20 protein-coding genes and 1 pseudogene are annotated in these 20,421 nt (G+C 71.2%); 11 read left to right on the top strand and 10 right to left on the bottom strand.

Going from position 1 to position 20,421, the window contains the following annotated elements; translation table 11 throughout:
• Positions 1–23 precede the first annotated feature (23 nt).
• Positions 24–544: pseudogene (locus OG747_RS38140) on the bottom strand (MOSC domain-containing protein).
• Positions 545–646: 102 nt separating this feature from the next.
• Here OG747_RS38140 and OG747_RS38135 point away from each other — a divergent pair.
• The 4 genes from OG747_RS38135 to OG747_RS38120 all read left to right on the top strand — a co-directional run bounded on the left by OG747_RS38135 (position 647) and on the right by OG747_RS38120 (position 4,852).
• Positions 647–2,035 (top strand): IS1380 family transposase, encoded by a 1,389-nt coding sequence (locus OG747_RS38135; RefSeq protein WP_331743605.1) that lies wholly within the window; start codon positions 647–649, stop codon positions 2,033–2,035.
• 334 nt (positions 2,036–2,369) lie between these two features.
• Positions 2,370–2,861, top strand: coding sequence for an NUDIX domain-containing protein (locus tag OG747_RS38130; protein WP_405883910.1), 492 nt, complete (start codon positions 2,370–2,372; stop codon positions 2,859–2,861).
• A 410-nt stretch (positions 2,862–3,271) separates the two neighbouring features.
• Positions 3,272–4,057: an RICIN domain-containing protein gene (locus OG747_RS38125; RefSeq protein ID WP_405883909.1), complete on the top strand. Its 786-nt coding sequence runs from the start codon at positions 3,272–3,274 to the stop codon at positions 4,055–4,057.
• A 69-nt stretch (positions 4,058–4,126) separates the two neighbouring features.
• On the top strand, positions 4,127–4,852 hold the full coding sequence (locus OG747_RS38120; protein WP_405883908.1) for an SIR2 family NAD-dependent protein deacylase: 726 nt from the start codon (positions 4,127–4,129) through the stop codon (positions 4,850–4,852).
• A gap of 53 nt (positions 4,853–4,905) precedes the next feature.
• Here OG747_RS38120 and OG747_RS38115 read toward each other — a convergent pair whose 3' ends face one another.
• From OG747_RS38115 to OG747_RS38105, 3 genes are read right to left on the bottom strand one after another with little or no spacing between them, the layout of a single operon-like run.
• Positions 4,906–5,388, bottom strand: coding sequence for a methylated-DNA--[protein]-cysteine S-methyltransferase (locus OG747_RS38115; RefSeq protein WP_405883907.1), 483 nt, complete (start codon positions 5,386–5,388; stop codon positions 4,906–4,908).
• 21 nt (positions 5,389–5,409) lie between these two features.
• Entirely contained in the window at positions 5,410–6,891 is a 1,482-nt protein-coding gene (locus OG747_RS38110) for a DNA-3-methyladenine glycosylase 2 family protein (protein WP_405883906.1), read from the bottom strand.
• 55 nt (positions 6,892–6,946) lie between these two features.
• Complete coding sequence (locus OG747_RS38105) at positions 6,947–8,905, bottom strand: heavy metal translocating P-type ATPase (RefSeq protein WP_405883905.1); 1,959 nt, start codon at positions 8,903–8,905, stop codon at positions 6,947–6,949.
• A 64-nt stretch (positions 8,906–8,969) separates the two neighbouring features.
• Between OG747_RS38105 and OG747_RS38100 the strand changes: the two genes are divergently transcribed.
• Positions 8,970–9,347 carry an ArsR/SmtB family transcription factor gene (locus tag OG747_RS38100; RefSeq protein WP_405883904.1) on the top strand — a complete coding sequence of 126 codons (378 nt, stop codon included), beginning with the start codon at positions 8,970–8,972 and terminating at the stop codon, positions 9,345–9,347.
• A gap of 304 nt (positions 9,348–9,651) precedes the next feature.
• On the opposite strand, the gene OG747_RS38095 is transcribed toward OG747_RS38100, so the two are convergent.
• Together OG747_RS38095 and OG747_RS38090 are read right to left on the bottom strand one after the other, a co-directional pair.
• Complete coding sequence (locus tag OG747_RS38095; protein WP_405883903.1) at positions 9,652–10,593, bottom strand: M56 family metallopeptidase; 942 nt, start codon at positions 10,591–10,593, stop codon at positions 9,652–9,654.
• Entirely contained in the window at positions 10,593–10,979 is a 387-nt protein-coding gene (locus OG747_RS38090; protein WP_405883902.1) for a BlaI/MecI/CopY family transcriptional regulator, read from the bottom strand. Before OG747_RS38090 ends, OG747_RS38095 begins: the two co-directional genes overlap by 1 nt.
• Positions 10,980–11,095: 116 nt before the next feature.
• Between OG747_RS38090 and OG747_RS38085 the strand changes: the two genes are divergently transcribed.
• The 4 genes from OG747_RS38085 to OG747_RS38070 are packed head-to-tail and all read left to right on the top strand — an operon-like array spanning position 11,096 to position 14,503.
• On the top strand, positions 11,096–11,821 hold the full coding sequence (locus OG747_RS38085; RefSeq protein WP_405883901.1) for a DedA family protein: 726 nt from the start codon (positions 11,096–11,098) through the stop codon (positions 11,819–11,821).
• Positions 11,818–12,423 (top strand): phosphatase PAP2 family protein, encoded by a 606-nt coding sequence (locus tag OG747_RS38080; RefSeq protein WP_405883900.1) that lies wholly within the window; start codon positions 11,818–11,820, stop codon positions 12,421–12,423. Before OG747_RS38085 ends, OG747_RS38080 begins: the two co-directional genes overlap by 4 nt.
• Before the next feature lie 28 nt (positions 12,424–12,451).
• Positions 12,452–13,114: a response regulator transcription factor gene (locus OG747_RS38075; protein ID WP_405883899.1), complete on the top strand. Its 663-nt coding sequence runs from the start codon at positions 12,452–12,454 to the stop codon at positions 13,112–13,114.
• 24 nt (positions 13,115–13,138) lie between these two features.
• Positions 13,139–14,503 (top strand): sensor histidine kinase, encoded by a 1,365-nt coding sequence (locus OG747_RS38070; RefSeq protein ID WP_405883898.1) that lies wholly within the window; start codon positions 13,139–13,141, stop codon positions 14,501–14,503.
• Between the two features lie 11 nt (positions 14,504–14,514).
• Here the strand turns inward: OG747_RS38070 and OG747_RS38065 are convergent, their stop codons facing one another.
• The 3 genes from OG747_RS38065 to OG747_RS38055 all read right to left on the bottom strand — a co-directional run bounded on the left by OG747_RS38065 (position 14,515) and on the right by OG747_RS38055 (position 17,944).
• Positions 14,515–15,342 (bottom strand): hypothetical protein, encoded by an 828-nt coding sequence (locus OG747_RS38065; RefSeq protein WP_405883897.1) that lies wholly within the window; start codon positions 15,340–15,342, stop codon positions 14,515–14,517.
• Positions 15,343–15,464: 122 nt separating this feature from the next.
• Positions 15,465–16,409, bottom strand: coding sequence for a YbhN family protein (locus OG747_RS38060; protein ID WP_405885909.1), 945 nt, complete (start codon positions 16,407–16,409; stop codon positions 15,465–15,467).
• A 29-nt stretch (positions 16,410–16,438) separates the two neighbouring features.
• Entirely contained in the window at positions 16,439–17,944 is a 1,506-nt protein-coding gene (locus tag OG747_RS38055) for a hypothetical protein (protein ID WP_405883896.1), read from the bottom strand.
• Positions 17,945–18,191: 247 nt separating this feature from the next.
• Here OG747_RS38055 and OG747_RS38050 point away from each other — a divergent pair, with 247 nt between their 5' ends.
• A complete protein-coding gene (locus OG747_RS38050; RefSeq protein ID WP_405883895.1) occupies positions 18,192–18,575 on the top strand; it encodes a BlaI/MecI/CopY family transcriptional regulator in 384 nt (127 codons plus the stop codon).
• Positions 18,572–19,468 carry a M56 family metallopeptidase gene (locus OG747_RS38045; RefSeq protein WP_405883894.1) on the top strand — a complete coding sequence of 299 codons (897 nt, stop codon included), beginning with the start codon at positions 18,572–18,574 and terminating at the stop codon, positions 19,466–19,468. The genes OG747_RS38050 and OG747_RS38045 overlap by 4 nt, the downstream gene beginning before the upstream one ends.
• A 20-nt stretch (positions 19,469–19,488) precedes the next feature.
• Here the strand turns inward: OG747_RS38045 and OG747_RS38040 are convergent, their stop codons facing one another.
• Positions 19,489–20,340, bottom strand: coding sequence for a hypothetical protein (locus OG747_RS38040; protein ID WP_405883893.1), 852 nt, complete (start codon positions 20,338–20,340; stop codon positions 19,489–19,491).
• Between the last annotated feature and the right edge of the window lie 81 nt (positions 20,341–20,421).

The following is a 20,421-nucleotide window of genomic DNA, read 5'->3' as shown; positions in this document are numbered from 1 at the left end:
ACAGCCCGCCCAATGGAGAGACGTCAGACCCGCTCCAGGGGCCGGTGCGGCCCGCTGGGAAGCTCCGCTTTGATCGTGTCGCCCGGGCGCACCGCGCCGCCCTTCTTCACGATGCTCATGATTCCGGCCTTGCCTACGATGTTCCCGGCCTCATCGCGGCCAACAACCTGCTTCAGCAGCCCGTCCCGGAAGTTGTCGATCTGCAGGCAGGGATTGCGCAGGCCGGTCACCTCCAGCACTGCATCGTCGCCGATGCGCAGCAGCGTGCCGACCGGCAGGCCGAGCAGATCGATGCCACGGGTGGTGATGTTCTCGCCGAGGTCACCGGGCACCACCTTGAATCCCTCTGCACCGACCTCGGCGAAGAGCTCTCATGGATGAGGTGGACCTGGCGCAGGTTCGGCTGGGTGGGGTCCTGCGCGACGCGTGAGCGGTGCTTGACCGTCACGCCGGCATGTACGTCACCCTCCACACCGAGCCCGGCGAGCAGCGTGACGCTGTCCCGGTTCGGCTTGGTGAATGAGCCCGGATCCACCGGCTTGATGCCTGTGGATAGTTCTTCCGGAAACGAAGAAGTGCCCTGTGACCTGCGATGATGGGGTTTCTCTAGGACCACATCAGGCACGATCGACAAGGCACTTCCGAGATGCAATCCTCCCATGCCGCGGCGGCGGTCTCTTCCACGTTCGATGATCCGAACCTGGTCGCGTACGGCGGGCTGGAGCCGGTGGTGCGGCTGGCCGAACGGTGCGGTCTGCCCGCGCTGGCCGGGGAGCACATCAGGCTGCCGGTCTCGAAGGACGGCACCGGCGCCTTCCCCGCCGCGAAGCTGATGTCGCTGGTGGGCGGTATGGCCGCGGGCGCCGACAGCATCGAGGACATGGACCGGCTGCGGCACGGCGCGATGGGCCGCCTGTTCTCCGGAGTGCGGGCCCCGTCCACGCTGGGGTCGTTCCTGCGCTCCTTCACCCACGGGCATGTGAAGCAACTGCATGCCGTGGCCCGCCGGTTGTTGCCCGAACTGGCCCGTCACACCCCGTTGCTGCCCGGCGCGGACCAGGTGGCCTACGTGGACATCGACGACACCATCCGACGCACCTACGGTTACGCCAAACAGGGCGCCGGCTACGGATACAGCAAGGTCAAGGGCCTGAACGCACTGCTCGGCATCGTCTCCACACCCCTGGCCGCCCCCGTGATCGCCGCCACCAGGCTGCGTAAAGGGCCCTCGAACTCCGCGCGCGGGGCGGCAGCGTTCGTGGCCGAGACCATCCGCACCGCCCGCGCCTGCGGCGCGAGCGGCCTGCTGGTGATGCGGGCGGACTCCGCGTTCTACGGCGCCGACGTCATCAACACCTGCCGGGCGCTGGGCGCGCGCTTCTCCGTCACCGTGCGGATGAACGCCTCCGTCAAGGCCGCCATCGCCCACATCGACGAGACCGCCTGGACGCCGATCAAGTACCCCAAGGCTGTCTGGGACGAGGAGGGCCAGTGCTGGATCTCCGACGCCGAGATCGCCGAGGTCCCCTACACCGCGTTCACTTCCAAGCCGAAGAAGCAGCAGGTCACCGCCCGTCTGATCGTGCGCCGCGTCAAGCGCCTGAACCCTGACGCCGTCCCCGCCGGGCAGGGCACCCTCTTCGACACCTGGCGCCACCACGCCGCGTTCACCGACTCCCCGCTCGCCTTGAAGGACGCCGAGCGTGATCACCGCCGGCACGCTGTCGTCGAGCAGGTGATCGCCGATGTCAAGAACAGCGCCTTCGCCCACGCACCGTCCGGTCATTTCCAGGCCAATGCCGCATGGCTCGCCCTGGCGGCCCTGGCACACAACCTGACCCGCGCCGCCGGCGCCCTGGCCGGAACATTCCATGCCAGAGCAACCACCGCCACCATCCGTGACCACCTGATCAACGTGCCCGCCCGCCTGGCCCGATCCGCCCGCCGCCTCACCCTGCACCTGCCCGAACGCTGGCCCTGGAGCGAGGACTTCACCCAGCTCTTCAACACGGTGCATGCACCGCCAGTCCTCTGACTCCCTGACCGACCCGCCCGAAAGGGCCCGAGACCTGTGGAAAAAGTGGAAGAGCTGGGCAGACCAGCGGCCACCCCATGCCCGAATCCGCAACTCAGCCCCGACACGGCCTGCGCGACCCCGAAACGATCAACCGGGAATCAAGCCGGTGGATCCGGGATGAGTACTCGCCGTTGCTACTGACTGCCGTCACTATCCCGCTCATCCTCGGAGCCCCCTCCTCAGTGACAATGATCAGCCACGACCCTAACTCTCGGGCCTCAAGGCGCAGCAGCCACGGTTCAATCGCGGGTGAGGCCGTTAGCCAATCAGAGGCGCTCGTTACCCTTCATGAATGACCACTGAAGACTTCGCCGCGTACATCGCGGGCCTGCCCCGTGTCCTCGCCGGTGCCGCCGCCCTCTTCCGCGACGGCGACGGCCGGGTCCTGCTCGTCGAGCCGAACTACCGCGAGGGCTGGGCCCTGCCCGGCGGCACCGTCGAGTCGGACGACGGCGAGACCCCGCGCCAGGGCGCCCGCCGCGAGACCGCCGAGGAGATCGGCCTCGACATCGAGCTCGGCCGGCTGCTCGCGGTCGACTGGGTGCGCGGGACGGCACGGCCGCCGCTGGTGGCCTACCTGTACGACGGCGGGGTCCTCGGCGAGCGGGAACTCAAGGCGATCCGCCTGCAGGAGGAGGAACTGCTGTCGTGGCGGCTGGTCCCCCGGGAGGAGCTCGCCGAATACCTGCCGGGCGCGCTCGGCCGCCGCGTGCTCACCGCACTCGACGTACTGGCAGACGGCGCGGGCACAGCTGAACTGGAAAACGGCCACCGCGTGGGCTGACCGCCCGCCCCAACCACAGCCGCCCCACGGCGGGCTGGGTCCTCGAACCCGGCAGCATCCGAGGTCTGCGCTCACGCTGCCGCGGCATGGTCACGGTGCCACGGGACGGCCATCTCGCCATGGGCAGCACCGTCGAACTCTCCTGGTTCACCCCCGACGCCTAAAAGGCGTACCTCCGCCTCGCCGCCCTTCTGCTGGGCCGCCACGCACGTCTCCACTCACGGCGAAGTTCTGGCCTACGAAAGATCACCGTGTATACGGATGTCAGGCCCGATCGGCCTGTTCTTCGGCGTAGCCGAAACTACGACCATTCCCATGGAACTCGGCGTCGCCGCCGCATAGTCCTGCTCGTAGTCGAAGGACAGTGTTGAAGGACAGTTCGGCCTCGGCCTATCAGCCAAGGAGTGCGCGTGGACAGGACCACAACGATAGCCATCCTCATTGGGGCATCCCTCCTCATACTGGCTGTCGTTTACGGAATACTGCTGGCGAACGGGGCGGATACGGCGACAACTCTCACCGTCCTGGGCTTTACCGCAGCCATCCTCGGAATCATCGCCACGTACCTTTCCGCCGACCTCCCGGAAGGCAAAAGAACCCCGGTCACGGATTCCACCACGCGAGGGGACACGGGATCGAGGAGTCCCGATACGCCGAAGGAAAGCCCCTCCGCGGACGATCCGTCCTCACCTCCGCCTTCGCGCTCGTCCTCGTCCTCACCTCCGCCTCCTCCACCTTCTTCGTCGTCCTCTTCTCCTCCTCCCTCCACCACCGATGCCGCGAACAGCGGCGGGAAGTCGCATGACAACAACACGACCGCCGAATCCCACATCCGTGCCACCAAGGGTCTTTACAAAGGCTTGTGCATGGCCGCACAAGGAGGCACTGTCGTCACGGCATTCTGCGCCGATGACAAGACGCAGCTGTGGAAAGCCGACAGTGGCGGCGAAATCGTCAACGACAATGGGCTCTGCATGACTCCGGCCGGTCTCAACGGCGGCAAGACCATGCTGGTGCAGACCTGCGAACAGAACACATTCCAGCAATGGAGTTTCCACGACGGTCGCATGTGGTCGGGAATGCTCTGCCTCACCGTTCGCGGGCCGTACGACACCCCCGGGGCGACGATCCAGACCTGGGACACGGCGCAAGTGCCCGAACCCGCGGACGAGATGTACTGGAAACTCTCGGCGTAGGTCTCCCGCCGTCCAGGAGCATCCGATATCCGTTCGACCCCGGCCGGGGCGCGCCCTACGCTCGACACCATGAGCAAGCCACTCGTCGCCCTTCTCAGTGGCGCAGGTATCTCCACCGACTCCGGTATCCCCGACTATCGCGGGCCGAACGGGCTGTGGCGGCGGGATCCGGAGGCCGAGAAGCTGGTGACGTACGAGTACTACATGGGCGATCCGGAGATCCGGCGGCGCTCGTGGCAGATGCGGCGGAAGAACCGGACGCTCAGGGCGGAGCCGAACGCGGCGCACCGGGCGGTGGTCGAGTTGGAACGGTCCGGGGTGCCGGTCCGGGTGATCACGCAGAACGTGGACGGGCTGCACCAGCTCGCCGGGATGCCGGCCCGGAAGGTGGTGGAGCTGCACGGCACCGCGCGTGCCGTCGTGTGCACCAAGTGTCACACGAGGACGCCGATGGAGGACGCGCTCGCGCGGGTCGAGGCCGGTGAGGATGACCCGCCGTGCCTGGAGTGCGGTGGGATCCTCAAGTCGGCGACCGTGATGTTCGGCGAGAGACTCGACCCCGTCGTCCTCGGTGAGGCCGTCGCCATCACCAAGGCCTGCCAGGTGTTCATCGCGGTCGGCAGCAGTCTGCAGGTGCAGCCCGCCGCCGGGCTCGCGGGTGTCGCCGCCGACCACGGGGCACGGCTGATCATCGTCAACGCCGAGCCGACGCCGTACGACGACCGGGCCGAGGAGGTCGTACGGGAGCCGATCGGGACGGCGCTGCCGAAGCTCCTGCGCACGCTGGGCGAATAGGCGAATAGGCGAATGAGCGAATAGGCAACTGGGGCGACTGGACGACTGGGCCGCTAAAAGAGAGCTGAACCGCTCTCGAAGTCCAGCAGGCGCTTCTTGCGGTCCAGACCGCCGCCGTATCCGGTGAGACCGCCGTTCGCGCCGACCACGCGGTGGCAGGGGACGATGATCCCGATGGGGTTCTTGCCGTTGGCGAGGCCCACCGCGCGGGAGGCGCCCCTCTTGCCCAGGGCTTCGGCCAGTTCGCCGTACGAGCGGGTCTCGCCGTAGGGGATCAGGCGCAGTTGCTCCCAGACGCTGCGCTGGAAAGGGGTCCCGGACATCCGCAGTTCGAGTGTGAACTCCTTCAACTGGCCCTCGAAATAGGCATCCAGCTGGTCGGCGACCTCACCGAAGGGTGTGTCGTCGCGTTCGCCGAAGGTCTCCTCGGGCGGGCGGTGGCGCTGGCCGACCATGTAGAGGCCGCACAGGACGTCGTCGTCGGCGACGAGGGTGAGCGGGCCGTACGGGCTGTCAATGACCGTGTGCTGTTTCACAGTTCGCACCTTCGAAGTCGCTTATACGGGAAGGAAGTTGATCGGGTGGCTGTCCGTCGCCCACAGGTACTGGACCGCGTACGCCCGCCACGGGCGCCACGCCGCCGCGCGTGCCGTCAGGGCCGCCGGGGTCGACGGCAGGCCCAGCCCCTCGGCCGCTCGGCGGATTCCCAGGTCGGTGGGGAGGAAGGCGTCGGGGTCGCCGAGGGCACGCATGCCGATGACGTCGACCGTCCAGGGGCCGAAGCCGGGAAGGGCGAGAAGCCGGGCGCGAGCCTGTGCCCAGTCGCTCTCCACACCCAAGTGGAGGCTGCCGTCGGCCAGTTGGCGCACAAGGGTGGTGAAGGTGGTGCGGCGGGTGTTCGGCATCGCGAGCGACGACGGGTCCAGTGCGGCCAGGGACTCCGGGGACGGAAAGAGGTGGGTGAGGCCGCCCTCCGGGTCCTCGATCGGGTTGCCGTGTGCCGTGACCAGGCGCGCGGCATGGGTGCGGGCGGCGGCCGTGGAGACCTGCTGGCCGAGCACGGCCCGTACGGCGAACTCGGCCTCGTCGACCGTGCGCGGCACCCGGCGGCCCGGCGCCTTCTCCACGAGGGGCGCCAGCACCGGATCCGTACGCAGCTGGTCGTCGACAGCGACCGGGTCGGCGTCCAGATCGAGCATGCGGCGGCAGCGGCTGATGGCGACGGGCAGGTCGCGCAGGTCGCTGAGGGTGAGGCGGCAGGCGATGTGGTCGACGTGCGGGGTCAGCCCGACGATCCCGTGACCGTAGGGCAGGCGCAGGGTGCGCCGGTACGCGCCGTCGCGCCACTCCTCGACACCGGGTACGGCGGTGGCGGCGAGGTGGCCGAAGAGGTTGTCGGGGTTGAGCGGGGCGCGGAAGGGGAGCCGGAGGCTCAGGACGCCCGGGGTGGCCGGGGCGCGCTTCTTCGGCACCCGGTCGCGCAGCTCGCTCGGGGCGAGGGCGAAGACCTCGCGCACGGTGTCGTTGAAGGTGCGGATGGAGGAGAACCCGGCGGCGAAGGCGATCTCCGCCATCGGCAGCGGGGTGGTCTCGATGAGCAGCCGCGCGGTCTGGGCGCGCTGGGCCCGGGCGAGCGCGAGCGGTCCCGCGCCCAGCTCGGCCAGCAGCTGGCGCTCGACCTGGCGGGTGCTGTAGCCTAGTCGGCCCGCGAGGCCCGGGACGCCCTCGCGGTCCACGACTCCGTCGCCGATCAGGCGCATCGCGCGGGCGACCAGGTCGGCGCGCTGGTTCCATTCGGGCGAGCCGGGGCTGGTGTCCGGGCGGCAGCGCTTGCAGGCCCGGAAACCGGCCTGCTGGCAGGCCGCCGCGCTCGGGTAGAACGTCATGTTCTCGGGCTTCGGCGGCACCGCGGGACAGCTGTGCCGGCAGTAGATCCGGGTGGTCAGGACCGCGGTGAAGAACCATCCGTCGAAGCGAGCGTCCTTGGACCGGACGGCGCGTACACAGCGCTCGGTGTCGGTGTGCATCCCATTCCGCATGCCTCAAGGATCGGGCACGCGCGAGGGCGGGGCTGGCGAGAATCCGACGTCAACCTCACAGCGATCGAGGTCGGCCTCCTTCCGGCCGACGCCATGCGGACTCCCGCAGCAGCCGCAGCCCGTTCAGCCCGACCAGCACGGTCGAGCCCTCGTGACCCGCGACGCCGAGCGGCAGCGGAAGGTGGCCGAGCAGGTCCCACAGGACGAGGACCGTGATGAACGTACCCGCCACGACGAGATTCTGGATGACCAGGCGGCGGGCGGCACGGGACAGCCGTACGACCGCGGGGATCGCCGCCAGCTCGTCGCGGACGACGACGGCGTCCGCCGTCTCCAGTGCGAGGTCGGAGCCCGCCCGGCCCATCGCGACCCCCGAATGGGCGGCGGCCAGCGCGGGCGCGTCGTTGACGCCGTCGCCGACGAACAGGACCTTGCGGCCGACGCGTTGGAGATCCCGTACGGCCGCGACCTTGTCCTCGGGCAGCAGGGACGCGCGTACGTCGGTGATACCGGTGGCGGTGGCCACCCGGGCGGCGGCGCGCGGGTTGTCGCCGGTGAGGAGGACGGGTGAGGTTCCGGTCAGCGTCGCGAGCGCGGCAACCGTCTCGGCGGCATCCGGGCGCAGCCGGTCGGTCAGGACGAGGGTACCGACGGGGACGCCGTCGCGTTCCACGAGGACGACCGTGCCACCGTCGGCATAGGTGTCGGTCCCGGCGTCCAGGTCCGGGCGGCCGACCGTGACGACCCGGCCGTCGACCGTGGCGGTGACGCCGTGTCCCGGCTTCGCCGTGAAGTCGGCGGCGGGGGCGAGGGGCAGGTCGCGGGCGCGTGCGGCGGCGACGATCGCCCGGGCGAGCGGGTGTTCGCTGGGGTGCTCGGCGGCGGCCGCCGTCGCGAGCAGGCCGTTCTCGTCCAGGCCCCCTCCCCGCGCCGGACGTACGGCCGTCACCTCGGGCGCGCCTTCCGTCAGCGTGCCGGTCTTGTCGAGGGCGGCCGTGTCGATCTCGCCGAGGCGTTCCATGGCGAGTGCCGACTTGACCAGGACACCGTGCCGTCCGGCGGTGGCGATGGCGGACAGCAGTGGGGGCATGGTGGCGAGGACGACCGCGCACGGCGAGGCGACGATCATGAAGGTCATCGCCCGCAGCAGCGCGCCGGTGAGGTCCGCGCCGAGGGCGAGCGGCACGGCGAAGACGGCGAGCGTGGCGGCCACCACGCCCACCGCGTACCGCTGCTCGACCTTCTCGATGAACAGCTGCGTCGGCGCCTTGGTGCGCGAGGCCTCCTCGACGAGGGTGACGATCCGGGCGATCACCGAGTCGGCGGGGTCACGCTCGACGCGGACGCGCAGGGCGCCGGTGCCGTTGAGGGTGCCCGCGAAGACCTCGTCGCCCGGGGTCTTCAGGACCGGCAGCGGTTCACCGGTGATGGTCGCCTGGTCGGCCTCACTGGTGCCTTCGAGGACCAGGCCGTCGGCGCCGATCCGCTCCCCCGGACGGATCAGCAGGATGTCTCCGACGGAGAGATCGGAGGTCGGCACGGTCTCCTCGGTGCCGCCGTCGGCGGTCACCCGCGTCGCCGTCGCGGGCGCGAGGTCGAGCAGACCGCGTACGGAGTCGGCGGTGCGGGCGGTGGCCAGGGCCTCCAGGGCGCCGGAGGTGGCGAAGATGACGATCAGCAGGGCGCCGTCCAGGACCTGTCCGATCGCGGCCGCGCCGAGGGCCGCGACGATCATCAGCAGGTCGACGTCGAGGGTCTTCTCGCGCAGCGCCCGCAGCCCCTCCAGCGCCGGTTCCCAGCCACCGGCGACATACGCGATCGCGTAGAGCGGGCCCTGGGCCCACCCCGGTGCGCCGGCGAAGTACAGGGGCAGCGCGAGCAGGAAGGCGACGGTCGCGAGGAGCGCCCAGCGGGCCTCCGGCAGTGCGAGGACGCGGGTGCGTCGGCGCAGGGCCGTCGGGGCGGGTGCGTCGAGGGAGAGGGCGGGCGGCGAGTCAAGAGTGGAGGACACCATGGCACCCTACAGGAACACATGAAGACTCATTCATGCCTTCATATGTGATGAGTAAGATACGCGCATGGGTCATGGAGCCGTCACCACCGCGCAGGACGCCACCGCGCAGAACGCCACCGCGCGCGTACGTCTGGACGCGGCCAACGTCGCGAAGGTGGCCACCACGCTCCAGGCCCTGTCCACCCCCTCACGGCTGCTGATCCTCGCGCGACTGCGCGAAGGGCCGCTTCCGGCAACGGAGTTGGCCGCCGAGGTGGGCATGGAACAGTCCGCCTGCTCGCACCAGCTGCGGCTGCTGCGCAACCTGGGACTGGTCGTCGGCGAGCGCCGCGGCCGGTCGGTGGTCTACGCACTGCACGACCACCATGTCGCCGAACTCCTCGACCAGGCGGTCTACCACGTGGAGCATCTGCGGCTCGGCCTCAGCGACGCGGCCGAGTAGCCGCCGATGTCCCGGACGGCACCCGCGCCTCAGATGTGGCCGCTGTACGCCGCCGGGTTCACCACCGCCTTCGGGGCACACGGCATCGCGGCGAACCTCGGCGCTGCTGGGCGGTGTGCTGGTGTGGGCGGGCGGGCTGCGGCTGCTGTTCGCGGTGCTCACGGCGCTGGGCGCGCTGGTCGCCGTATGGGCCGTGGCCGCGGTCCCGCACGTGCCACCGCCGCCCCGCGCCCGGCAGACCGTGCTCGACCTGGCGCGGCGCCGCCACCCGCGCCGGGGGACGCGGAACGCTGACCGGAAACGGTCAGCGGGACTCCTCGCCCTGGGCGACCTCCACCTCGTGGTGGAAGGTGAGGACGCCGGTCGCCGCCGCGGAGGCCGAGACGGTCGCGCAGGCGGCGAGGAGGAAGGCGATCCAGGAGGCCGCGCGGGGGCGGTGCCCGGGGGTCGCCAGGAGGGCGGCGACCCGCTGGGGTACGGGGCCGGTGGTCGCCGCGGGGGCGAAGTCGGGGCGGGTGGAGCGGGCGGAGGTGGTGGCGAGAGCGGCGCGGGCGATGGCGCGCGCGGTCAGCCGCCGGTCCCCCACGACCGTGGCGGCGGCCTCGTCCGCGGCGCGTTCGACGGCGAGCGCGATGGCCTCGCGGACCGGGCGCAGCCCGGGGTGGCAGTGCGCCGCGAGTTCGGCGGCGACGAGGAAGCGGTGGTGGCCGCCCGCGTTGTGCGCCCGCTCGTGGGCGAAGAGCACCTCGCGTTCGTCGGGGCCGAGGCTGCGGAGCATCGCGGTGGTGACGACGATGCGGTGCGGTCGGCCCGGCAGCGCGTACGCGTCCGGGTGCGGCGATTCGATCACGCACAGGTCGCCCGCGGTGGGGCGGCGGTCGGCCTGGGTGCGGGCGATGCGGAAGGCGCGCAGCTGCCGCAGGGCCGAACGTACGAGGGTGGCGGCGCCGACGGTCAACAGGCCGGTGGCAGCTGCCGCCAGGGGCAGGATGACCAGGTCGGACGGGGTGCGCAGCGGGTGGACGAGGTCATCGAGGCCCGCGAGGAGCGGCAGTTTGAGCAGGCCGGTGAGGACCAGCGCACCGAGCGCGGCGACGGAGGCGCCCGCCAGCACGAGGACCGCGAGGGTCAGCGCCCACAGTGCCGCGACCGGCGCGAGGCGGTCGAGACAGCGACGGGCCACCGCCGGTACCGCAAAGGGCATCAGGAGCGGGACGAACAGCGGAATGAGCAGCAGCGCGGTCATTACTCACCCGACTCTAGTTGATCACCCGATTCCAGCAGGTCACGCAGGAGGCGTTCGTCGTCGGGGCTGAGCTGGGCGACGAACCGGGCCAGCGCCGTCTCACGGTCCTCGTCCCGGTCGAGCTCGGTGTGCATGCGGCGCGCGGTGAGACCGTGCGGGTCCTGGACGGGGAAGTACGCGAAGCCGCGGCCCTGGCGCTCCCGGCCGACGATCCCCTTCTCGTGCAGCCGGGACAGGATCGTCGTCACCGTCGTACGGGCCAGTCCCGAGCCGAGCTCCGTCTGCACCCGCCCGGGTGTGAGGGGTGCGTCGGCGGCCCACAGGGCGGCCATGACGGAAGCCTCGAGCTCACCCGCCGGTCGGCGTTCGTCCTTCGCGCTGGTCATGGGAACGATCCTCACCCCGGTATCGTCTACAGTTCAATAGACCGTCTACAGGATTGTAGTCACTCGGGTGCCGTCACGACTGCGCCCGCCCGTCCAGTATGAGAGGGCTCCCGGCGATGGCCGCACCTTTGTTCGCAGCGTCACAGCTCGGATCACAGCTCGGTTCGCATATCGGGACCTCTCTCGCGTCGGATCTCGCGGTGAACGTCCTCAGCGCCCAGTCCCTGCTCGCCGCCTTCGGTGTGCTCGGCGTCGGCGTGGTGATGTTCGCGGAGACGGGGTTGCTGATCGGTTTCTTCCTGCCCGGTGACTCGCTGCTGTTCACGGCGGGCCTGCTGTGCACCGGGTCCGGCCAGGGCGGTCTGAAGCTCTCCCTGGGGCCGCTCCTGGTCTGCGCCGCCGTGGGCGCGCTGGCCGGCTCCCAGTGCGGTTACCTGATCGGGCGCAAGGCGGGCGGCGCCCTGCTCGCCCGCAGCCGCTCCCCCCGGCTGCATGACGGCGCCAAGCGCGCCGAGGAGCTGTTGGAGCGGTACGGATACGCGAAGGCGATCGTGCTGGCCCGCTTCGTCCCCGTGGTGCGCACGGTACTGAACCCGATGGCGGGCGCCCTCCAGGTGCCCGCCCGCACATTCACCGTGTGGCAGGCCGTCGGCGGTCTCGTCTGGAGCCTGGGCCTCACCCTCGCGGGCTACGCACTGGGCTCGTCGATTCCGAACGTCGACCGGTACCTGCTCCCGATCATCGCCGTGATCGTCGTGGTGTCGCTGATCCCGCTGGCCGCGGAGCTCCGCCGCTCTCGCAAGGCAGCGACCGCGACCGCAGAGAAGGGTGCCGAGGGATGATCCTGGCGTTCAACGGGTCGTCGATCGACGGCTCCGCCTACACCTACGTGGTGGACCTCGCTCATGACTCCCCCTCGTGGCTGGACAGCCTGGTGTCCGCCTGGTCGACGTACGGGCTCGGGCTGTTCGCGGTCCTCATGGTCGTGGGCTGGTGGCAGGCACGGCGGATCGGCGCCCAGGCGGCCATGGTCGCACTCGCGGTACCGGTGATCGTGGTCGTGGCGTACGGGGTGAACTCCGTGTTCAAGATGATCGTCCGCGAGGACCGCCCCTGTCAGAGCCTGCACGTGAAGACGCTGGAGGCGTGTCCGGCGCCCGGCGACTGGTCGTTCCCCAGCAATCACACGGTCATAGCCGCCGCGGCCGCCGTGGCCCTGCTCCACGTCTCCCGTCGCCTCGGCACCATCGCCCTGCTCGCCGCCTGCCTGATGGCCGTCTCCCGGGTCTGGGTCGGCGCGCACTATCCGCACGACGTGGTGGCCGGTGTCCTGGTCGGCACCCTGATCGCGATGCTGCTGACGACGCTCCTGCGCAAGTTCTGCGACCCGCTGGCGGGCCGCCTGACGGGCTCGCGGCTGCGGCCGCTGCTGGTCTCCGCGTAGACCGCACGAAAGCAGCCGAAGGAGGACCATGCGGCACACCATCCTGGTCGTCGAGGACGATCACGCCCTGCGTGACGTCCTGCTGCGCGGGCTGCGCGACGAGGGCTTCGACACCGTGGCCGCCCCGGACGGGGCGACCGCGCTGCGGCTGGCCGGGGACGACGTCGACGCGGCCGTGCTGGACGTCGGGCTGCCCGACGCGGACGGGCGGGACGTGTGCCAGGCGATCAGAGCCAATGGTTTTCTCTCGCCCGTCATCTTCCTGACGGCTCATCACCACCTCACGGACCGGCTGGCGGGCTTCTCGGCCGGCGGCGACGACTATCTGCCCAAGCCGTTCCACCTGACGGAACTGGCCGCCCGCCTGCGGGCGACGCTCAAGCGCAGCGGCCCGCCCGCGGCCGGCACGGCCGGGGACCTGATCCTGGACCCGGTCGGACACAGCCTCACCGTCCAGGGCACCCGGGTCGACCTCACCCCGACGGAGTTCCGGCTGCTGGCGGCGCTGATGGCGGGCTCCGGGGACATCGTGCGCAGGCGTGAGCTGATCAGGGCCGGGTGGCCGGAGGGCGCCCAGGTCAGCGACAACACGCTGGACCAGTACCTGACCCGGCTGCGCCGCAAGCTCCGGGACAGTGGCAGCACACTGACCATCACGACCGCGCGTGGCATCGGCCATCGCCTGTCATGAAGGCACCGTCATGAAGGCACCGTCATGAGGGCGTTCGCCTCCCGCTGGTGGCCGCGTACCCTGCGCGGCCGGCTCTCCCTGGTCGCGCTCACCACGGCGACGATCCTGATGGTGATCCTCACGGTCGCGTTCAACACGGTCGTACGACGTCACCTCCAGCACCAGGCGGACGACGAGCTGCGTACACGGGCCGCCGCCGTCGCCGCGACCGTCGTCACCAGCGGCTCCCGGGTGCAGGTCCTGGAGACCCCCGGAGAGGAGCTCCTCGACACGAACGTGTGGATCTACTCGGGCGACCGGCTGCTCGAAAAGCCCTCGTCCGCCACCGCCACCAGCCCGCTGACCCGCGCCGCCGACCGGCTGGCGGCGCGCGGCGGCCGGCACTGCGTCACCGCCCACGGTCACGACGAGGTCCGGCTGTGCTCACGGCCGGTGCCCGGCGACAAGGGCGCCGCCGCCGTCGTCACCGCGCTGGACCTCTCCCCCTACCGCAGCTCGGCCGACACGATGCTCTTCGCGTCCCTCGCCCTCGACGCCGCCATGCTGGCCTGTACCTACGCGCTGACGCGGCTGGCGGTGGGGCGCGCGCTGCGTCCCGTGCGCACGATGACGCAGCACGCCACACAGTGGAGCGCGATAGCCTCCCAGGAGCGCTTCGGCGCCGTGGCGCGCCCCACCGAGCTGGCCCAACTGGGTGGTTCGCTGGACGCTCTCCTCGACCGCATCCGCGCGCTGCTGCGGCATGAGCAGCAGCTCACCCGGGAGCTGTCGCACGAGCTGCGCAACCCGCTCGCCCGGATCATCGCCGAGCTCGACTGGTGGGGGGCCCGCCCCCGCTCCGCCGCCGACACCCGGGCCACGCACGCGGCCATCGCCGACGCGGCGCAGTCCATGCGCACGATCTGCGACACCCTGCTCGACGACGCTCGCGACGGCGCGGCCACCGCGCCCGGCACGGCCGATGTCCTGCCCGTCCTGCGGCGCCTGGTGGAGCGTCTCGGCCCCGCGCAGAAGGACGTGGAGGTCGTCGTCACCGCCCAGGACGCGCGGTTGTCGGCCGGGGTGCCGGACGCCCTCCTGGAGCGCATCGTCAGCCCTCTGCTCGACAACGCGCTGCGGCACGCGCGCACCCGGGTCGAGATCCTGGCCCGCGCGCAGCCCGGCGGCGTACGCGTCGAGGTCAGGGACGACGGTTCCGGCGTACCGGAGTCGTTCGCGACGCAGCTCTTCCACCCGGGGCGGCGCGCCGATCCCGGGGACGGACACGGCGGAGCGGGCCTGGGGCTGCCGCTGGCGCGACGCCTGGCCCGCTCCGCCGGAGGGGAGGTGGACCACGACGGGCGGCACACCTCCGGCGCGACGTTCGTGATCACGCTTCCCGCAGGTTGAGCACGTCATCCTTACGGGAGGCTGAGCTGCCGCTCGGACTCGGTGACGTCCTTGCGGGTCATCGCCAGGTACACCACCAGAGCGAGGATGACCGCGAGGAACAGCACGCTGGTGACCGTGGTGCCCAAGCCCAGGCCGCCGTCGCCGGTCGGCTGCGAGAGGTAGTCGCCCATCGAGGCACCCAGCGGGCGGGTCAGGATGTACGCGATCCAGAAGCTGAGCACGGCGTTCAGGCCGAGCGCGAAGTGCGCGACCGCCACCGCGGCGATGGCGAGGCCGAACAGGACCGCGGACACCCAGTATCCGAGGGCCATCTTCTCCGCGACGAGGTCACCGGCCGCGGTGCCCAGCGCGAAGGTGAACAGCACAGCCAGCCAGTAGTAGACCTCGCGGGACACCGTGTCGATGCTGTGGATGGACAGCGTCCCCTCGCGGCGGTACCAGATGGCGAAGACGACGGCGAGGGCGACGGCGAACACGGTGGTACAGGTCGTCAGCGACACGCCCAGATTGTCGGTGAGGTTGTCGCTGATCAGCGTGCCGACGACGCTGATCAGGGCCACGGCGAACCAGTAGACGCCGGGCCGGTAGGCCTTCGTGCGGAACTGGACGACGAGGACGACGGCCAGCAGCGCGCTCATCAGCAGCGACACGCCGGTCAGGCCCATGCCCAGGTTCTCGTTCAGGAAGTCCGCCGCGGTCTCGCCGACGGTGGTGCACAGAATCTTGATGATCCAGAAGTACGCGGTGACTTCGGGAACCTTGTTCCAGCGCAGGCGGGGGCCGGAGGCCGCCTGGCTGCGAACATAAGCCCCGGACGTCTCAGAAGTCTCAGTCATGAGGCCCGACGCTGCCAGCGGGACCCTGAATACATCCTGACTGCTTGTCCTGCTGTTTCGCGGGGTCCTCCGGGGCTCCGGGACGACGGGCGACGGGCGCGGTCCTCAGCTTCCCCTTGGGTTCACAGCACTTGGCGGCGCGCCAGCACCGCAAGCGCCGCCAGCCCCGGCACCAGCGGCAGCCACACCGTCAGCAGCCGGTAGCCGAGGACCACCGACGCCGCCGCACTGCCCGGTGCCCCCGCCATGGTGAGGGCCAACACCAGCGCGGCGTCCAGGGAACCGATTCCGCCGGGCGTGGGCAGCAGCACGGCGGCGCTGCTCGCTGCGAGGTAGGCCAGCGCCACCTGGGCCGGTGGCAGCGGCAGGTCGAGGGCCTGGGCGACCGCGACGACCACGGAGGCGTGGAGCGAGGCGAAGGCCAGCGAGCCGCCCCACAACGCGGCCGCGCGCGCCGGGACTTCGTGCACGGCGCGGACGTCCGCCAGTACGGCCCGCAGCGCGCGACGCAGCGGGCCCCGCAGGAGCACCACGGCGGTGCCCACCACGGCGACCGCGATCGCGACGACCGTCGCGGAGATGTGCGGAAGCCGGAGCAGACCAGGACAGACCAGCGCGAGCACGGCGATCAGGCAGCCGCGCGAGACGGCCCCCGCGGTGGCCTTCACCCCGAGCGCGGTCGCCGACCGGACGACCGACAGCCCGCACCGGGTCAGGAAGCGCAGGTTGACCGCGCCCGCGCCGAGGCCCGCGGGCAGCACGTGGTTGGCGGCGGAGGCCGCGAACTGCACGGCCACCAGCCGCCCGGCGGGCAACGGCCGGGTGACCGCCCCTTGCTGGGCGAGCGCCGAACACCCCCAGGTCGCCACGGTGGCCGCGGCCGCCACCAGCAGCCAGCCGCGGTCGGCGACGGCCAGCCGTCTCGCGCCGGTCACGATCACCGGCCAGTGGCGCCGCGCGATGTACACGGCGCACACCACCATGGCGAGTGTCACCGCGGCCTGCAGGGAGACCCGCCTGCTCGCGGTCGTTGTCGGGACACCGGTCGTTGTCGGGACACCGGTCATCGTCGGGGCGCCGGGCGGCGCAAGGGGGGTCATGCCGTTCGGCCTCCCTGGACGGCGGGGGCGACGTACACCATCAGACGGCCGACGCGATGCGCCGGCCACGTGCGAGCGTACGCGGGCGGCTTGCCTCCCGGCGTGGTCAGCACGCCGACCGGGATCCGCTGCCCGGCCCGCACGATGGCGCCGGTGGTGGTGTTGGCGTTGTGGCCGCTGGTGTCGACGGAGGAGCATCCGGCGTAGAAGGCGACCGGGACGCCGTCGTAGCCGGTCAGCATGCAGGGCGGCCGCACACCCAGCCTGTGCAGCTCCGTCGCGGCGTCGGCCCAGTCCTGGTGGGAGACGGTGGTGCTGTGCACGGTGTGCTCCAGCACGACGAACTGCACCGCGAGATGCCCGGCGAGGCCGACCGCCAGCAGAGTGACGGCCACCGGCCGCCAGGCCCGGCTCGGCGCGGTCACCAGGTGGACGAGGGCGTCGGCGACCGGGATGGACAGCAGGATGTAGACGGGCAGCAGGAAGCGCGGCGCGGCGTATCCGATCATGAACAGGTACGGGATGCCGGCCGTGGCGGCGCAGGCCAGGAGCAGCAGGGTGGTCACCCCGCGCCGGGCCTTGACGGCGATGACCGCTCCGAGGGCGGCGACCACGGGCAGCGCGAACCACCACAGCATCACCGGCGGGGCCGGCATCGCTCCGGTGCAGGGACGGCAGAGAACGCGCCCGCCCAGGCTGCGCATCTGGTCGCCGATGGCGATGTTCCAGCCCAGGCCGCCCTGGATCTCGGAGCCGTCGGAGAGCCGCTGGGCCAGGCCGCCGTAGCTCACGTAAGCCTCGATGACCCACTCGCCGGCGCCGGCCACCAGGCCGGCGACGAGCGCGACCAGCAGTCTCGGGCGCCGCCAGCGGCGTACGCTCACGACGAGGACGAGCAGCGGCAGGCTCACATAGACCGCGTCGGTGGGCCGCATCCACGCCATCAGCGCGGCGCTCAGGCCCACGCCCCACAGCGCCGCCCGGTCGAAGCGGTCGGCCTGGGCGCGCAGAAAGCAGCCGACGCAGGCCAGCGCGCCGATCGCGACCCAGTAGTTGGGCATGGCCTGCGGGCCGTAGAAGAGGGTCACCCAGAGGGTGGCGAACAGGGCGCCCGCCGAGGCCAGCACCCGTATGGGGAACAGTCCGCGCCAGACGCGCAGCGCCAGGAAGAGGCCGAGTCCGGACAGCACCGCCAGATAGACCCTCAGCAGCGCCGTGGACGACGACCACGAGGCGATCGGCGCCACCAGCAGCGGGACCCCGCGGGCGCGCGGCGCGCTGAAGAAGGCGGCGGGGGCGTGCGAGCTGACCTGGCTGACGTAGACGGTCTCGTCCCAGCCGAGGCCCATGCCCGGTCGCACGAGGATCAGTTGGGCCACCGTGAAGGCGCCCGCGACCACGGCCAGCCACTGCTGACCGTGCGGGCGTCTGAAGGTGCGCCGCGTCGACGGCGGGCTGCGGCGAGCGGCGCCGACGAGCGGAAGGTTCAAAGTCTTGGCCATCGTCCACCCTTCGCCCTACATTCTGTAGGGTTCGCCCTACATTCTGTAGGGTTCCTCACCCTACAAGACGTAGGGTGAAGGAGGGAGTTGCGCAAAACACCGTCAAATTACCGTGAATTGAGTGAGGGTGCAGCCCGGGATGCGCCCCTGCGCGCCACCCGGGGCGGCGCACGCTCGCGCGGGCGGGAGGGCGCCCCCGTACGCCCTCACCACCCCCCGCACCCCTACACGCTGTAAGGTGGCGATCATGGCTGGCACAGGCCCCCACGGCAGGGCGGAACGGCGCAGCGCCGGCGAGTTGGAGAGCGAAGTCCTCGCCACCCTCTGGGCCACCGACGAGGCCCTCACCCCCGCCGACATCCAGGGCGAGATCGGCGGCAATCTCGCCTACAACACCGTCCACACCATCCTCAAACGCCTGTACGACAAGGGTCTGGTCCTGCGGGACGTCAACGGCCGGCGTGGCGCGTACCGGCCCGCCAAGAACGCCGCCGAGCTGACCGCCGAGGCCATGCACGAGGCGCTGGACCGCGGCCCCGATCCGATCGCGGCCCTCCAGCAGTTCGTCACCGGACTGAGCCCCCAGGAGGAAGAGGCCCTGCGGGACCTCCTCGGGGGGAGCGGGATGTGAGGATCGACGTCTACCTCCCCCTCTTCCTGCCGCTGCTGCTGACGGCGGTCGCACCGCAGGTGGGTCTCAGGGTCTCCCCGGCGTTGGCCGCCCGCGTCCTCACCATCGCCGCCGTACTGACCGCGACGGCCTCCACCTGGGCGCTGCTGCTGCTCGCCGCCACCCTGGTCAACGAGGCGCCGCACGTGGCGACGGAAGCAGGCGAGGACGGCCGGCGGCTGCCCGACCCGGTCCCGGTGGCGATCGCCGTCGCCGCGATCACGCTCCTGTGGCTGATCGCCTTCCGGCTCGTCCGCGCCCTGCGTGCCCACTACGCCACCCGCCGCGTCCTGCAGCGGATGTGCGAGGGGCACCCGCCCGACAGCGAGCTCATCGTCGCCGCGTCCTCGACGCCCCGGGCCTTCGCGATCCCCGGTACGCCGGGCCGGATTCTGGTCACGGCCGCCATGCTCGGCGCGCTGGATCCGGCGGAGCGGCGCGTCCTGCTGGCCCATGAGCGCGCCCATCTCGCCCACCGCCACTCGGCGCTGTCGACCGCGGTGACCCTGGCCGCCGCGGCCAACCCGGTACTCGCGCCGGTGCGCACCACCGTCACCTTCCTGGTGGAACGCTGGGCCGACGAGGAAGCCGCGCGGAGAGTCGGGGACCGCCGTACCACCGCCCGCGCCCTGGCCCGGGCCGCGCTCGTCGCGCAGCGGGCCCGGCCGGGCTGCGCCCTGAGCTTCTCCGAACACGCGGTCATCCGACGGATCGCCGCCCTGCAGACGGCCCCGCCGCCGAACCTGTGGCCCATCGGCGTGGCCGTCCTCGTCCTCGGCGCCCTGCCCGCGCTCGGCGCGCTGGACGCCACCGGCGATCTGCTTCGCCTGCTCGGCGAGAGCCTGCCGGGCTAGCACCCGGCAGGCCGCAGATCTCAGGCGGCGAGCGTCTTGCGCTCCTGCAGGTGGGCGTAGCCCATGAGGCCGAGGAGCACCGCGAGCAGCACGGCCGACGAGCCCACCGTTCCGAGGTCGAGACCGCCCTTGGCGGTGGGCTTGGTGAGGAAGTCGCCGGCCGTCGCGCCGAGCGGGCGGGTGAGCACGAACGCGATCCAGAACAGCAGCACGTTAGGCACGACGGGTACGCGCATCAGCGCGACAAGGACCGCGAGCAGCCCGGAGACGAGCAGCGCGCCACCCGCGTAACCGAGCCCGGAGCTGTCCGACAGGAAGTCGCCCATCGAGGTGCCGAGGGTGTTCGACACGAGGATCGCCGCCCAGAAGAGGGCCTCGGCCCGGAAGGTCACGATGTCGCGGATGACGAACGTCATCCCGCTGACCTTCCAGACGGCAAAGATCACGACCAGCATTGAGATCAGGATCGCGGCACCCGCGGGATACCCGAGTCCCAGCCCCTGCGGTCCCCAGCCCAGCGAAGTGGCCCCGTTGGAGAGGTACTTGGCGCTGGCGTCACGGTTCATGAAGTCGGACATCGTGGTGCCCGCCATGCTGGTGGACAGGATCACGGTCCAGTAGAAGAAGGGGTTGTAGCGTCGCGACCTGAGCTGCACGACCAGCGTGACCACGAAGACCAGGAACAGCAGGACGGTGGTGAGGAAGTAGCCCAGCTTGAGGGTCTGCGCGAAGAGGTCGCCCGCTGTCTCGCCGAGCGTCGTCGCGGCGATCTTCATGACCCAGAACGCCAGGGTCACTTCCGGCAGCTTCTTCATCACGGAGGTGCCGGGGTCGGCGACCCCGACATCGGCGATGAGTTCTGTCCTATCCAATTTTTTTCTCCTGGGGGGGTGCATCGACGTCCCCCCAGTGGCCACGGCCGAGGGAGGGCGCGTGTCCAATGGCTCAGTGTC

The organism is Streptomyces sp. NBC_01384 (assembly GCF_045040035.1).
GTDB lineage: Bacteria > Actinomycetota > Actinomycetes > Streptomycetales > Streptomycetaceae > Streptomyces.
Note: the sequence above shows the minus strand (reverse complement) of the source record. Positions and strands in the feature narration are given on the sequence as shown.